At 62.9% G+C, this 13,620-nt stretch carries 13 protein-coding genes; 5 read left to right on the top strand and 8 right to left on the bottom strand.

Annotated features, from left to right (window positions below):
• Positions 1-125 precede the first annotated feature (125 nt).
• A complete protein-coding gene (locus HU760_RS04055) occupies positions 126-2,840 on the top strand; it encodes an aminotransferase class I/II-fold pyridoxal phosphate-dependent enzyme (RefSeq protein ID WP_202883397.1) in 2,715 nt (904 codons plus the stop codon).
• Positions 2,841-2,888: 48 nt separating this feature from the next.
• Here HU760_RS04055 and HU760_RS04050 read toward each other — a convergent pair whose 3' ends face one another.
• The 4 genes from HU760_RS04050 to HU760_RS04035 form a co-directional block, all read right to left on the bottom strand.
• Positions 2,889-3,899, bottom strand: a complete 1,011-nt coding sequence (locus HU760_RS04050) for a zinc-dependent alcohol dehydrogenase family protein (protein WP_186672801.1) — start codon at positions 3,897-3,899, stop codon at positions 2,889-2,891.
• Positions 3,900-4,007: 108 nt separating this feature from the next.
• A complete protein-coding gene (locus HU760_RS04045) occupies positions 4,008-4,598 on the bottom strand; it encodes an HAD family hydrolase (protein ID WP_186672799.1) in 591 nt (196 codons plus the stop codon).
• Entirely contained in the window at positions 4,595-5,464 is an 870-nt protein-coding gene (tesB, locus tag HU760_RS04040) for an acyl-CoA thioesterase II (protein ID WP_186672797.1), read from the bottom strand. The genes HU760_RS04045 and tesB overlap by 4 nt, the downstream gene beginning before the upstream one ends.
• Positions 5,465-5,559: 95 nt before the next feature.
• Complete coding sequence (locus tag HU760_RS04035; RefSeq protein WP_186672795.1) at positions 5,560-6,129, bottom strand: GNAT family N-acetyltransferase; 570 nt, start codon at positions 6,127-6,129, stop codon at positions 5,560-5,562.
• Positions 6,130-6,310: 181 nt separating this feature from the next.
• Here HU760_RS04035 and pmrG point away from each other — a divergent pair, with 181 nt between their 5' ends.
• The 3 genes from pmrG to HU760_RS04020 all read left to right on the top strand — a co-directional run bounded on the left by pmrG (position 6,311) and on the right by HU760_RS04020 (position 9,516).
• A complete protein-coding gene (pmrG, locus tag HU760_RS04030) occupies positions 6,311-6,997 on the top strand; it encodes a lipopolysaccharide core heptose(II)-phosphate phosphatase PmrG (protein ID WP_186672793.1) in 687 nt (228 codons plus the stop codon).
• Positions 6,998-7,211: 214 nt separating this feature from the next.
• Positions 7,212-8,126 (top strand): histone deacetylase family protein, encoded by a 915-nt coding sequence (locus HU760_RS04025; RefSeq protein ID WP_186672791.1) that lies wholly within the window; start codon positions 7,212-7,214, stop codon positions 8,124-8,126.
• 148 nt (positions 8,127-8,274) lie between these two features.
• A complete protein-coding gene (locus HU760_RS04020; RefSeq protein ID WP_186672789.1) occupies positions 8,275-9,516 on the top strand; it encodes a TIGR03862 family flavoprotein in 1,242 nt (413 codons plus the stop codon).
• A gap of 35 nt (positions 9,517-9,551) precedes the next feature.
• Here the strand turns inward: HU760_RS04020 and rhlE1 are convergent, their stop codons facing one another.
• Complete coding sequence (rhlE1, locus tag HU760_RS04015) at positions 9,552-10,883, bottom strand: RNA helicase RhlE1 (RefSeq protein ID WP_186672787.1); 1,332 nt, start codon at positions 10,881-10,883, stop codon at positions 9,552-9,554.
• A 55-nt stretch (positions 10,884-10,938) separates the two neighbouring features.
• Entirely contained in the window at positions 10,939-11,859 is a 921-nt protein-coding gene (yedA, locus tag HU760_RS04010) for a drug/metabolite exporter YedA (RefSeq protein WP_186672780.1), read from the bottom strand.
• A gap of 154 nt (positions 11,860-12,013) precedes the next feature.
• Between yedA and HU760_RS04005 the strand changes: the two genes are divergently transcribed.
• Entirely contained in the window at positions 12,014-12,463 is a 450-nt protein-coding gene (locus tag HU760_RS04005; protein WP_186672778.1) for an Lrp/AsnC family transcriptional regulator, read from the top strand.
• Here HU760_RS04005 and HU760_RS04000 read toward each other — a convergent pair.
• Both HU760_RS04000 and HU760_RS03995 read right to left on the bottom strand, forming a co-directional pair.
• Positions 12,460-13,065: a 3'-5' exonuclease gene (locus HU760_RS04000; protein ID WP_186672776.1), complete on the bottom strand. Its 606-nt coding sequence runs from the start codon at positions 13,063-13,065 to the stop codon at positions 12,460-12,462. The two genes, HU760_RS04005 and HU760_RS04000, sit on opposite strands and share 4 nt — an antisense overlap.
• 9 nt (positions 13,066-13,074) lie before the next feature.
• Entirely contained in the window at positions 13,075-13,566 is a 492-nt protein-coding gene (locus HU760_RS03995; protein ID WP_186672774.1) for a LabA-like NYN domain-containing protein, read from the bottom strand.
• Positions 13,567-13,620 lie beyond the last annotated feature (54 nt).

The raw sequence follows: 13,620 nt of genomic DNA, 5'->3' as shown, positions 1-13,620 counted from the left end.
GGAAGCACTTTCACGTCAGGTGGAAAAGTCTCGTGCTGTGTTCGGTTCCGCCTCGCCGGGCAGACTCTGGCCCTTCCGAAGTGGCCAGTTTCTCCGGCCACGCTACCAGGCCAGGAGCCGAAACCATGTTGACGAATGTCCTCGACCAGTCTGCAGAGTACCTGTTTTCAACCCGACATGAACGCTTGGACCTGTGGTGCGACCTGCTGCAAAGATGCCGCGACTGGGTTGCGGCAAGCTGCTGCGATGCAAAAGAGCAAAAACGTAGGGAGGTGGTGCGCATAGGGCAGCATCTGCAAACTCTCGAACGTTATCACGCCTACCCTGGTCAACGGCTGATGGCCATTTTCGAGCAACGAATCGGCGAACATGACGATGTCGGTACACTGCGGCTGGCACGGCGCATCTGCAGCTCTTTGCTCGATTCGAGCTATCGCCATGATGCCAACGACTGGGAACCGGCTGACGACTTGCCCGACGCTTCTGCAGCGCGCTACAGCATCAATCAACCGTCCGCTCAGCTTCGCCCGTACTTCGAGCTGTTAATCGTCAGCTCTGACGCCTCAAGCACCTGGGCGCAGAAGCAGCAAGACATCCGCAACCTGCGGCGACATGACGATGCGTTCATCTACCAACCGATCATCGTCGGCACCTACGAAGACGCCTTGATGGCCGTGATGCTCAACCCCGACGTGCAGGTGGTGGCGATCCATGACGGTTTTCAGCGTAATGCCAATCTGTCGGCCCGTCTGCGCGTAATGCTCGACCAATATCAATCGTTGGTTGGCTCGGAAACCTACGAAGACCCCTCGCTGGATCTGTCGGTGGCGCTTAAACAGTTACGCCCGGAGCTGGACATAATCCTGCTCAGAGACCGCAACATCGAACGGACAGCCGGCAATCCGCAGATGGCATTCATCAACCGCGTTTTCTATGAGTTCGAAGAGCCCATGGAAGTGCACCTGTGTGTTGTCGAAGGCATTGCCAACCGCTACCGCACGCCATTCTTCGATAACCTCAAACGTTATGCGCAACGCCCGATTGGCACCTTCCACGCCCTGCCGATCGCCCGGGGAAAATCCATTTTCAAGTCCAACTGGATTCGCGACATGGGAGCGTTCTACGGCGCCAACCTTTTCCTGGCGGAAAGCTCCGCAACCACCGGCGGGCTCGATAGCCTGCTCGAACCTACGGGCAACATAAGGCAGGCCCAACTGATGGCCGCCAGCACGTTTGGCGCGCAGGCGGCGTTCTTCGTCACCAACGGGACCTCAACAGCGAACAAGATTGTCGAACAGGCACTCCTGGCACCGGGCGACATCGTGCTGATCGACCGCAACTGTCACAAGTCGCATCACTATGCCGCAGTGCTGACCGGCGCCTACCCGCTGTATATCGATGCCTATCCTTTGAGCGAGTATTCGATGTACGGAGGCGTGACGCTGGCTTCACTTAAGCAGGCGCTATTGAACCTGAAACGGGACGGAAAACTCGAACGTGCAAAAATGATGGTGCTGACCAACTGCACGTTCGATGGGCATGTCTACAACCCGCTGCGGGTGATGGAAGAATGCCTGGCCATCAAACCCGACCTCATTTTTCTTTGGGATGAGGCATGGTTCGGTTTTGCTCGCTTTTCACCGCTATTGCGCCAACGCACGGCCATGCATGCAGCAACCGAGTTACGCAAACGGTTGAAAAGCCCCCGCTATCGCCAGCAATACACCGAGCAATGCACGGCTCAGGATGCATTTACAGACGAAGAGATGCAGCACAACCGCCTGCTGATGGACCCTGAACACACCCAAGTGCGTGTGTACCAGACCTCTTCCGTCCACAAGTCGATGTCAGCCTTGCGGCAAGGCTCGATGATACTGGTTAGCGATGATGCCTTCGCGCAAACGGAAGGCGCCTTCCGCGAAGCGGTATTCACCCATACTTCTACCTCACCCAACCAGCAGATCATCGCTTCGCTGGACATTGCCCGCCGGCAGATGAACCTCGAAGGCTATGACCTGGTGATGCGTGCCACGCAGTTGGCCTTCGTCATACGCAAGCAGGTCAATAACCACCCATTGATCTCTCGCTACTTCAAGATCCTGGACGTTGCGGACCTTATTCCCGAACCGTTGCGCGGCTCGAAGATCGCCAGCTACGTGCATGACAAAGCCCACTGGAGTACGCTCAGCCAGGCAATCATCAACGACGAATTCTTCCTTGACCCAACGCGTCTTACATTATCGTGTGGACACGCCGGTTTCGACGGCACTCAATTCAAACAATTGCTGGCCGGGCGATACAATATTCAATTGAACAAGACGTCCCGCAACAGCGTGCTGTTGCAGACCAACATCAACAATACCCGCAGCGATGTGGCACACCTGATACAAGTGCTGGTGCAAATATGCCGGGACATCGACGATAGCATCGCAGATGATGAAAACCAGGCCCTGCAATTACGAAGCAGGGTCACCCGCCTAGTCGAAGATTTACCTGCATTGCCAGACTTCAGCTGCTTCCATCCGGAGTTTCGCAGCGATGCACTGGAGAACACGATCGAAGGCGACATCCGCAAGGCCTTCTACAAGGCTTACGATCTCGAGGCCTGCGAGTACCTGAAACTGTCCGACAGCATGATCGACCAGCGCCTGGAAAACGGCCCGCCGCTGGTGTCGGCAAATTTCGTGATTCCTTACCCGCCTGGTTTCCCGATCATGGTGCCTGGCCAAGTGATCACCGCACCGATCATTGATTTCATGCGAAACCTGGATGTACAGGAGATCCACGGCTACAGCAGCAGCCAGGGGTTGAAACTGCTAAAGCCCGAACATATCGAGTAACCCACCTGCCGCAGGCCGTTCCGCAAGGGCACGGCCTGTGGCGGCCATTCAGAACGTGAGGCAGATCTTGCCGAAATGGCGGTTGCTTTCCTGGTAGCGGAACGCCTCGACGATCTGTTCCAGCTCGAAGTGTTTGTCCACCACTGGCCGCAAGCCATTGGCATCGATCGCCCGCACCATGGCCTGCTGCTGCGCGCGGCTGCCCACCAACACGCCCTGCAGGCGAATCTGCCGCACCAGCGCCTGCACCAGCGGCAACTGCCCGGCCACGCCAGTGAGGATACCGATCAACGACACCTGCCCACCAATGCGCGTGGCGATCATCGATTGCTCCAGCGTCGCCGGGCCGCCCACTTCGATCACATGGTCGACACCACGATTGCCGGTCAGCTCGCGCACTTTCTCACCCCAGGCCGGGGTGCTTTTGTAGTTGATCAGGTGGTCGGCCCCCAAGGCCTTGAGGCGCTCGAGCTTGGTGTCGCTGGACGAGGTGGCGATCACCGTGGCGCCGGCGAGCTTGGCGAACTGCAGGGCGAAGATCGACACGCCACCGGTACCTTGCACCAGTACTGTATCACCGGGTTTGAGGTGGTCATCGCTCATCAGCGCACGCCAGGCGGTAAGGCCGGCGGTGGTCAGGGTGGCGGCTTCGGCGTGGCTGAAGCCCTTGGGCGCCAGGGTGAACGCAGTGGCGCGGGCAGTGACCTGTTCGCGGGCGTAACCATCGATACCATCGCCGGGTACCCTGGCGAAGCCTTCGACATTGGCCTGGCCGTCGAGCCAGTCGGGGAAGAAGGTGCTGACCACATTGTCGCCGACCTGGAATTCGCTGACCCCGCTACCCACCGCCACCACTTCACCCGCGCCATCAGCCATGGGAATGCGCCGCTCGCTCGGCCCCCACATGCCGCTGACCACGGCGAAGTCGTGGTAGTTGAGGGAGTTGGCGTGCAGCCGAACGGTGATCTCGTCGGCCTGGGGTGCGGGGGCCTCGCAAGTGCCGACTTCGACCTTGTCGTAGCCGCCGCCGGGTTGAATGTAGATGGCCTTGCTGGTCATGGGTAGGGTCTCCGTTCAGGGAAAAGTTTGAGGTTCAGCATAGACAGGTCCGGCCCCTTCGCGGGCAACCCCGTCCCTGCGAAGCGGGTAGCACAGGCAGAACAATGTTCAGCCCAGCATCACCTTCAATGCCCGGCAATCGGCCGCATGCCAGTCCACCAGTTCCGGCCATGGGTTGTCCGGCAAGTTCACCAGCACCGTGCGCGCCCCTGCCGCACGCCCACAAACCAGGTCAAACCGGTAATCCCCCACCATCACCAGCTCGTGGGGTGCCACGCCCCAGGCACCGGCGATCTTCAGCAACCCGTCCGGGCTCGGCTTGGGCACTGCTTCGTCGCGCCCGAGAATGTGCGCGACCGGGAAGCAGTCCGCCAGGCCGATGGCCTCCAGCGTTACCTGAGCCAGGTCGCGCGCATTGCGGGTCAGAATGCCCAATCGACAACCACGCTCGGCCAGTTCGCGCACCAGTTCCACCGCCCCGATGGCCGCCGTGGCAGCAACCGCCAGGTCGCGCTCGTGCTCCAGCAGCCAGGCATGCTTGGCCGCCGCTTCGTCCGCCGGCAGGGCTGCCAGGTGCGTCAGAATGTCGTGCTCGGTCGGGATGCCCAGCGCCACGCGGATGGCGGCATAGTCGTGCACGGCCACGGTCAGGGTGCCGTCCATGTCGAACACCCAGTTGCGGACCGCGCCCAGGCTCATGCCCAGTCCTGGCGATGGCGGATCAGGCCTTCCTGGCACGACGACGCCACCAGTTGCCCGGCCTGGTTGAAGATGTTGCCACGGCAGAAGCCACGGGCATTGCCCGCCCAGGGGCTGTCGGTGGCGTACAGCAGCCACTCATCGGCACGCAGGTTGCCGTGGAACCACAACGAATGATCAAGGCTGGCGATCTGCATGTCGCGCTGCCACACCGATTTGCCGTGCGGCAGCAACGCCGTGGTCAGCAGGCCGAAGTCCGAGGCGTAGGCCAGCAGGTATTTGTGCAATGCGGGAATGTCGGGCAAGTTGCCGTCGGCGCGGAACCAGGCGTACTTCACCGGGTCGCCGGGCTTGGGGTTGAACGGGTCACGCTCGGTGACCGGGCGGATCTCGATGGGTTTGGCGCACAGCACCTTGTCGCGAATGCGCTCGGGCAGCTGGTCAGCCATGGCCCGGGCCAGTTCCACCTCGGTGGGCAGGTTCTCCGGGCCGACTACCTCGGGCATCGGTGCCTGGTGCTGGAAACCGTCCTCGTCGTACTGGAACGAGGCGCTGCAGGTGAAGATGGTCTGGCCTTTCTGGATCGCCGTCACCCGTCGGGTGCTGAAGCTGCCACCATCACGCACGCGGTCCACCGAATACACCACCGGCAGGCTGGCATCGCCAGGACGCAGGAAGTAACCGTGCAACGAATGCACATGGCGTGCGTCCTCGACCGTCTGGCTGGCTGCCGACAACGACTGGCCCAGTACTTGCCCACCATACAACTGGCGGAAGCCCAGGTCCTGGCTGCGTCCACGGAACAGGTTCTCCTCGATGGACTCGAGGCTCAACAGGTCGACCAGGTCGTCCAACACATGACTCATCGGGGGTTCTCCTAGCAAGGCAACACGTCTCTACAGCACTGTTATGAGGGCAAATGATACAGGGTTTGTCATTCGCGCCGGGCATGGGGCTGCATTCAGGCGCGCAGGGTACGTTCCCAGTGTGCGCGGTCGATGCGGTACAGCACATGCGGGCGCAATGGGTGGCCCACCGGCAGGCGGGGGTGCTGGAAACTGCCGTTCAGGTCCTGCTGCATGCCGATGGCCTGCATGACCTTCTGGGAAGGCAGGTTGCTCTCGCTAGTGAACGACACCACCTCTTCCAGGCGCAATTGGGCGAAAGCACAACGCAGGCAGGTCCACGCTGCTTCGCTGGCAAAACCCAGGCCCCAGTGGCGGCGTGCCAGGCGCCAGCCGATTTCCACCGCAGGTGTGAAATGGGCATCGAAGCCCACGTGCAACAGCCCGGTCATGCCAATGAACGCACCGCTGTCCTTACGCTCCAGCGCCCACAGGCCGAAGCCGTACTCGTTGAAATGCCCGCGCACGCGGCCAATCAGGGCGGCCGCCTCCAGGCGTGTCAACGGTGCCGGAAAGTAGCGCATCACCTGCGGGTCGGCGCACAGCGCGGCGAACTCGCGCAGGTCTTCGTCGCGCCATTGGCGCAGCACCAGGCGTGCGCTTTCGAGTTGCAGGATCGGGGTCATGAGGCGTGCTCCGGTTTTACTGTCTTGCAGTTTACAGCGTAGGCGCGGGCGTGGCTTTCACCTAGCCGGTGCGCACCCGAATGCAATTTTCACATGGCCTTCACCGCCCCCCGACAGGCGGCCTGACAGGATGCCGCCATTCACCGCCGCGCCAGGCGCGGCCAAGCCAACGGAGCCATGCATGCTATCGAGCAACACCCTGGGGCACCCTGCCATCCACGCCCGGCGCAAGCGACGCCTGATCCGCAAGACCCTCGGCGCCGCGCTTGGCCTGTGCATGGTCGTGGCGGCGTTGACCACCTGGTTGGCGACGAGGACGCATATCGTGGACCTTGGCAACGGGCACCAACTGAGCGATAGCGGCCTGCTGCAGGACTGGGCCGACGGTGCGGTGATCGTGATGATCCGTCACGCCGAGCGCTGCGACAGCGCCCCCGGGCCGTGCCTGGACGACCCCACCGGTATCACCGTGGCCGGCAGCCAGGCCGCCAGCCGTGTTGGCCAAGGGCTGCAACGGTTGGGCCTGGACAACGCCGATATGCTCAGCAGCCCGAAACTGCGCACACGGCAGACTGCGCATTTCATTCTGGGCCAGGCGGTGGCCAGTGAGGACTGGCTGGAAGGGTGCGACAGCCAGTTCGCTCGTGAAGCGATGGCGCGCAAGCGGCCCGGGCATAACCTGGTGCTGGTCACCCACAATGGTTGCATCGACCATTTTGCCCGCCAGCAGAAGGTGGTGGGTGGCGAGCGTGAAAGTGGATACGCCAGTGCGCTGTTCGTCTCGGTGGATGGCAATGGCAAGGCGCGCATTCTCGGGCGCTTGAACGAACCCGACTGGCAGCGGGTACTGTCCAGCATTGCGAAATAACCGCGCCCTTGTAGGGGCGGATTCATCCGCGATGCAGGCAACGCGGTGGCTGGCACCGGCCTTGCCGGTGACCGCGGCTGAAGCCGCTTCTACACGCGCGGCGTCAACCCGGCTTGTTGAAAGCCATGGAATCTCCTGCAGGGCTCGCATTCGCGATAGCAACCACAACCCCGGAACTGGCAAGATCAGCACTGGCCCCGATTGCGAAACCGCCATGCCGTTGCCGCTGATCTACCACGAAGACTACAGCCCGGAGTTCCCTGCCGAACACCGCTTCCCGATGGACAAGTTCCGCCTGCTGCACGACTACCTGGTTGACAGCGGGCTGACCACCGACCAGGCCCTGCTGCGCCCGGAGATCTGTCCCAACGACATCCTCGCCCTGGCTCACGACCGCAGCTACATCGAGCGCTACCTGAACGGCGACCTGTCACGTGAGGACCAGCGTCGCCTCGGCCTGCCCTGGAGCGAAGCCCTGGCCCGGCGCACCGTCCGCGCGGTAGGTGGCTCGTTGCTGAGCGCCGAGATGGCACTGCAGCACGGCATCGCCTGCCACCTTGCCGGTGGCACCCACCATGCCCATTTCGATCACCCTGCCGGCTTCTGCATCTTCAACGACCTGGCAGTGATCAGCCGCTACCTGCTGGAGGCCGGCCGGGTTCACCGGGTGCTGATTTTCGACTGCGATGTGCACCAGGGCGACGGCACCGCGCGCATCCTGCACGACACGCCAGACGCCATTACCGTATCACTGCACTGCGAACAGAACTTCCCGGCACGCAAGGCGCAAAGCGACTGGGACATCCCCTTGCCACGCGGTATGGGCGACACGGCCTACCTGAAGGTGGTCGACGATGCCCTGAACTACCTGCTGCCGCTCTATCGTCCCGACCTGGTGCTGTATGACGCCGGGGTCGATGTGCACAAGGACGACGCCCTGGGCTACCTGCAACTGACCGATGCAGGCGTTGCCGCGCGTGACGAAGCGGTGCTGCGCCACTGCCTGGGCCGCGATATACCGGTGATGGGTGTGATCGGCGGCGGTTACAGCAAAGACCGTGTGGCGCTGGCCAAGCGTCATGGCATCCTCCACCACAGTGCGGCTCGTGTCATCGGTTGTTCACAATGACTGTGGAGCCGCTTGTGGATAACCTGCGGGAAAGGCGCTACAGCCCTTGATGGCCGAGGCCTGCAGGTGACTGATTATTTTTTGATCAGTGCTTCCATAGGCCACGCTGCGCTAGAATGCGCCTCTTTTCCACAGCCTGCTGCCCACCATGTCCGATCTGAAACCCGCCGCCCCTTCCCTTGCTGTCGTCATCGGTGCTGGCCCCGCCGGCCTGATGGCCGCAGAAGCACTGGCCCAGGCGGGCCTTGCGGTGGAAGTGTACGACGCCATGCCCTCGGTCGGCCGCAAGTTCCTGCTGGCGGGTGTCGGCGGTATGAACATCACCCATTCCGAACCTTACCCGGCCTTCGTCAGCCGCTATGCCGAGCGCCAGAACAACATCGACGCGCTGCTGCGCGACTTCGACGCTGAGGCCTTGCGCCAGTGGATTCATGGCCTGGGCATCGAGACCTTTGTCGGCACCTCGGGCCGGGTCTTCCCCACCGACATGAAAGCCGCGCCATTGCTGCGCGCCTGGCTCAAGCGCCTGCGTGACAGCGGAGTAGTTATCCACACCCGTCACCGCTGGCTGGGCTGGAATGCCGAAGGGGCGTTGCGGATGGCTTATCCACAGGGTGAACGGCTGCTTACCCCCGCCGTGGTGGTATTGGCATTGGGTGGCGGCAGTTGGGCGCGACTGGGGTCCGACGGCAGCTGGCAAGCGCTGCTGGCCGAACAGGGTGTGGATATCTCGCCCCTGCAGCCGAGCAACTGCGGTTTCGAAGTGGCAGGCTGGAGCGCGCTGCTCAAGGAAAAGTTCGCCGGTGCGCCGCTGAAGAACATAGCCCTGAGCGTTCCCGGCAGCGCGCCGCGCAAAGGTGAGTTCATTCTCACTGCCCAGGGTGTGGAAGGCAGCCTGGTGTATGCCTGGTCAGCGCCGGTGCGCGAGGCCATCAACCGTACCGGCCAAGGGCAGTTGCTGCTTGACCTGTTGCCGGACAAACCGGTGGACAAAATCGCCCAGGCGCTGGCCAGGCCACGGGGCTCGCGCTCCATGGCCAAGCACCTGCACAGCCAGCTGGGTATCGATGGGGTCAAGGCGGCGCTGTTGCGCGAACTGACCGATCAGGCGACTTTTGCCGCCGCTGACGCGCTGGCGAGGGCGATCAAGGCATTGCCAATCACGCTGGTACGCACACGGCCACTGGATGAAGCGATCAGCAGTGCGGGAGGGGTGCGTTTCGAGGCCCTGGATGAAGGCCTGATGCTGCAGAGCATGCCGGGAGTGTTCTGTGCCGGTGAGATGCTGGACTGGGAAGCACCGACCGGGGGCTATCTGCTGACGGCGTGCTTTGCCAGCGGGTTGCGCGCCGGGCGGGCGGCGGCGGATTGGCTCATGCGGGTTTCCTGACAGATTGCCGGGGCCGCAAAGCGGCCCCAAAAACCTCAAGGCTTACGCTTGCGCGGCCCACCATTGAAGCTCGGCACCTTGCGCACCGCCTTCACCGCCGGCGCTGCACTGCCCGCCTCGGCACTGTCCATCCAGCGCCCCAAACCGCGCTTGGCGCTATTTTCTTTCGGCTTCTTGGGCTTCTTCGGTTTCTTGATCACCTGGCCGCTGGCGTCGGTCATCGGCACCCGGTGGTCGGGGATGAAATCCGGCTCCTCATGACGCGGCAGGGTCTGCCGGGTCAGCACTTCGATCGCCGCCAGCAACTGCACTTCATCGGCACACACCAGCGAGATTGCCTCACCCTTGTTGCCCGCACGCCCGGTACGCCCGATGCGGTGCACATAGTCCTCGGCAACGATCGGCAGGTCGAGGTTGACCACCAGTGGCAAGTCATCGATATCGAGGCCGCGGGCCGCCACGTCGGTGGCCACCAGCACCTGGATTTCGCGGGCCTTGAAGCTGTCCAGGGCGCGCTGGCGAGTGGCCTGCGGGCGGTCACCGTGGATGCCGTCGGCATTCACACCTTCGGCCAGCAAGCGTTCCACCAGCTGGTCGACGCCATTGCGGGTCTTGGCGAACACCAGCACCTGCTTCCAGCGCTGCTTGCGCAGCAGGTGGCAGAACAGGTCGACCTTGCGCTTCTTGTCCACGGGCACCAACCACTGCTTGACGCTGCTGGCCGTGGCATTGCGCGGGGTGACTTCGATGCTCAGCGGGTCATTCAGGGCCAGCCCGGCCAGCATGCGGATCTGCTCGGAGAAGGTGGCGGAGAACAGCAGCGTCTGGCGCTTGCGTGGCAGTGCGGCGTACACCGACTGCAGCTCTTCGGCAAAGCCCAGGTCGAGCATGCGGTCAGCTTCGTCCAGCACCAGAGTTTGCACCTGGTTGAACTTCACCGCGTTCTGGCGGAACAGGTCGAGCAAACGCCCCGGGGTAGCCACCAGCAGGTCGACACCGCGACGCAGGCGCATCATTTGTGGGTTGATGCTGACGCCGCCGTACACCGCGTAGGTGCTCAGCGGCAGGTTCTCGGCGTATTCGCGCACATTGTTGTGCACCTGCTCGGCCAGTTCGCGGGTAGGCACCAGCACCAGCGCGCGGATCGAGTTGCTGGCCACCTTCTCGCCTTCCAGCGCCAGGCGCTGCAGCACGGGCAGGGCAAAGCCGGCGGTCTTGCCGGTACCGGTCTGGGCTGCGGCCATCAGGTCACGACCAGCCAGCACGGCGGGAATGGCTTTGGCCTGCACCGGGGTCGGGGTGGTGTAGTCCAACTGCTGAAGGGTGCGCAGCAGCGGTTCGATCAGGCCGAGTTTGGCGAAATTCATGGCAATACCGTCAGGGGGTTCAGCGAAGGCGGCAAGTCTACCGCATCGCCCCTGTCTACTTGCAGATTTCACCTTTCAGTGGCTGCGCAGCTGCGGGGGCCTTGCGCCACTGCGGCAGGCCGATCAACACCACAGCGCCGATGATCACCGCCATCGCCACGCACTCTTCGGCACCGATCTGCTCGCCGGCGAAGACAATGCCCAGCAGCACCGCCACCGCCGGGTTGACATAGGCATAGCTGGTGGCGGCCGCCGGGCGCACATGCTTGAGCAGGTACATGTAGGCACTGAAGGCCAGGATCGAGCCGAACAGCACCAGGTAGGCCAACGCCCCCCAGCCGGCGGCGGTTGGCATCTGTGTCATGCGTTCGCCAGACAGCACGCTGCCCAGCAACAGCACGGCACCACCGACCAGCATTTCCGCAGCACTGGCCATCGGCCCCTGGGGTAACGGCAGGGTCTTGCTCCACACCGAGCCGAATGCCCAGGACGCTGCGGCAAAAATGATCAACGCCGCGCCTATCGGGCTGGCCTGCAGGTTGGAGCCCAGGTTCAGCAGGCCGATACCCACCAGCCCAAGGGCGATGCCCGCCCACTCCAGCCTGGAGTTGCGGTGCCCGAACAGCAGGCCGAACAGCAAGGTAAACAGCGGCACCGTCGCCACCGCCAGCGCCGCCACGCCCGAGGCCACCCCGGCATGCTCGGCCACGGTCACGCCGCCGTTGCCGCAACTGAGCAGCAGGAAACCGATCGCCCCCGCCGCCCGCCACTGCAGCCAGGTCGGTGCCGGCACACCGCGCCAGCGCAGGAAGCCATACAGCAAGCCGCCGGCAATCAGGAAGCGTACCCCGGCCATGAGCATCGGCGGCCAGCTTTCGACACCGATACGGATGAACAGGTAGGTAGACCCCCAGACCAGATACAAGGCCAGGAAAGCGCCAATGAGCAACAACGGGAAGCGACGGGAGGCAGGCATGGGGCACACTCGAAATCCGTTTACGGGTGGCTTAGTTTAGAAAGGCAGCCAGGTAAACTTAAGTTACAAAACCGCTTTAAATTGCCAGAACACTTTGTATTGCATGGTTGTTCAGGCAATTTTCCAGCGAATCGAAACCAGGAAGGAACAACCCATGGACAAATACGACCGCATGCTGCTCGCCGCCCTGCTCGACAACGGCCGCGCCACCTATGCACAACTGGCGCGCCAGGTGAACCTGTCGGCGCCGGCGGTGGCCGAGCGGGTGGCCAAGCTGGAAGCCTGCGGGGTCATCACCGGCTACCAGGCCAAGGTCGACATGAGCAAGATCGGCCTGCCGATCCAGTGCGTGATTGAGCTACGCCTGGCCAGCCACGGTAACCAGCAGGCCTATGAAGCATTGACGCAGATTCCCCAGCTGACCGAATGCCACCGGGTCACCGGTGACCCCTGCGTGATCATGCAGGCAGCGGTGGGCTCGATGCCCGAGCCGGAAGAGCTGATCAACCGGGTCGCGCAGTTCGGCTTCAGCAAAACTTCGATCATTCTTTCCAGCGCCGTGGAGCGGCGAGTGCCGCTGGCGCAGCTGGAAAAGAAGCCCTAATTGTACCTGGCCAGGGTTTCGCGAACTTTCGCCGCAGGGGTTTTCTGCAGGCGACAGAGCAGCTCGTGGGACAGTTGCTGCACACCATGGCTCTGGCGCAGCACGCCGGCCAGGTGCTGCAACAGGTTGGCGGCCATTTCGGCATCGGCCATGGCCCGGTGCGCGGTCCCCGTATCCGGCAGCGCGGCCCAGCGGGTCAAGGTACCCAGCTTGTGGTTCGGTGCCGCCGGCAGCAGACGCCGGGACAACAACAGGGAACAGGCAAAGGCCTGGCTACGGCTACGGCCGATGCGGCTCAGTTCATAGTCCCAGAACTTCTGGTCGAACGCAGCGTTGTGCGCCAGCAACGGCGTACTGCCCACGAACTCGGCCACTTCGTTCATCACCTGGTCTACCGGCGGCGCACTGCGCAGCATGGCGGTGGTGATGCCGGTCAGCCCGGCAACGAAAGCGGGCACTGGAACACCTGCGTTCATCAGGCTCTGGTAGCGCTCGACGATGCGTCCGCGCTCCAGCATCACCACCGCCACCTCGGTGGCGCGGCAGCCGGCGCCGGGGCTGATGCCGGTGGTTTCAAAGTCGATGACAGCGATACGTTCCATGCAAGGGCCTCAGTGTTTGAGCAACAGCGCACCCTCGATGGGCACATAACGGGTGGCGGCACGGATCAGCGACAATGCCGTGAGCCCGGGCACACCATACACCACCGCCTCGGTGCCATGGCGCTGGATCACCCGCTCCAGCAGGAGGTCGAAATCACCGTCGCCAGAGGCCAGCACCACCTGGTCGACACGGCTGGCGGCATCCATCACGTCCAGGGTAATGCCGACATCCCAGTCACCTTTGGCCGAGCCGTCGCTGCGCTGGATGAAGGGCTTGAGCCGCACGTCGAAACCGAGGTTGCGCAAGATCTGCTGGAACTGTTGCTGCTTGCTGTCGCCACGGTCGATGGCATAGGCCACGGCTTCGACGATCTGGCCTTCGCGGCTGACAGCGCTCCACAACGCGGTGTAGTTGAAATGGCAACCGTAGGCCTGGCGCACGGTGTAGTAGAGGTTCTGCACATCGGCGAACAGCGCGATCTTTTTCACCTGAAACCTCATGTCTGGCCTGGAATGCCGGGGCTGCCAAGCAGCCCCCAAAATTGCCAGCAGTAT

It is taken from the genome of Pseudomonas oryzicola, assembly GCF_014269185.2.
Classification (GTDB): Bacteria; Pseudomonadota; Gammaproteobacteria; order Pseudomonadales; family Pseudomonadaceae; genus Aquipseudomonas; species Aquipseudomonas oryzicola.
This window is presented reverse-complemented; position numbering and strand designations above follow the sequence as displayed.

Excerpts from the sequence above, each read along its gene's own strand:
- HU760_RS04035 (WP_186672795.1), bottom strand. The coding sequence starts at position 6,129 with ATGACCCCGATCCTGCAACTCGAAAGCGCACGCCTGGTGCTGCGCCAA.
- HU760_RS04055 (WP_202883397.1), top strand. The coding sequence starts at position 126 with ATGTTGACGAATGTCCTCGACCAGTCTGCAGAGTACCTGTTTTCAACC.
- HU760_RS04020 (WP_186672789.1), top strand. The coding sequence starts at position 8,275 with ATGTCCGATCTGAAACCCGCCGCCCCTTCCCTTGCTGTCGTCATCGGT.
- HU760_RS04005 (WP_186672778.1), top strand. The coding sequence starts at position 12,014 with ATGGACAAATACGACCGCATGCTGCTCGCCGCCCTGCTCGACAACGGC.
- HU760_RS04000 (WP_186672776.1), bottom strand. The coding sequence starts at position 13,065 with ATGGAACGTATCGCTGTCATCGACTTTGAAACCACCGGCATCAGCCCC.
- tesB (WP_186672797.1), bottom strand. The coding sequence starts at position 5,464 with ATGAGTCATGTGTTGGACGACCTGGTCGACCTGTTGAGCCTCGAGTCC.
- pmrG (WP_186672793.1), top strand. The coding sequence starts at position 6,311 with ATGCTATCGAGCAACACCCTGGGGCACCCTGCCATCCACGCCCGGCGC.
- HU760_RS04045 (WP_186672799.1), bottom strand. The coding sequence starts at position 4,598 with ATGAGCCTGGGCGCGGTCCGCAACTGGGTGTTCGACATGGACGGCACC.
- HU760_RS03995 (WP_186672774.1), bottom strand. The coding sequence starts at position 13,566 with ATGAGGTTTCAGGTGAAAAAGATCGCGCTGTTCGCCGATGTGCAGAAC.
- yedA (WP_186672780.1), bottom strand. The coding sequence starts at position 11,859 with ATGCCTGCCTCCCGTCGCTTCCCGTTGTTGCTCATTGGCGCTTTCCTG.
- HU760_RS04050 (WP_186672801.1), bottom strand. The coding sequence starts at position 3,899 with ATGACCAGCAAGGCCATCTACATTCAACCCGGCGGCGGCTACGACAAG.
- rhlE1 (WP_186672787.1), bottom strand. The coding sequence starts at position 10,883 with ATGAATTTCGCCAAACTCGGCCTGATCGAACCGCTGCTGCGCACCCTT.
- HU760_RS04025 (WP_186672791.1), top strand. The coding sequence starts at position 7,212 with ATGCCGTTGCCGCTGATCTACCACGAAGACTACAGCCCGGAGTTCCCT.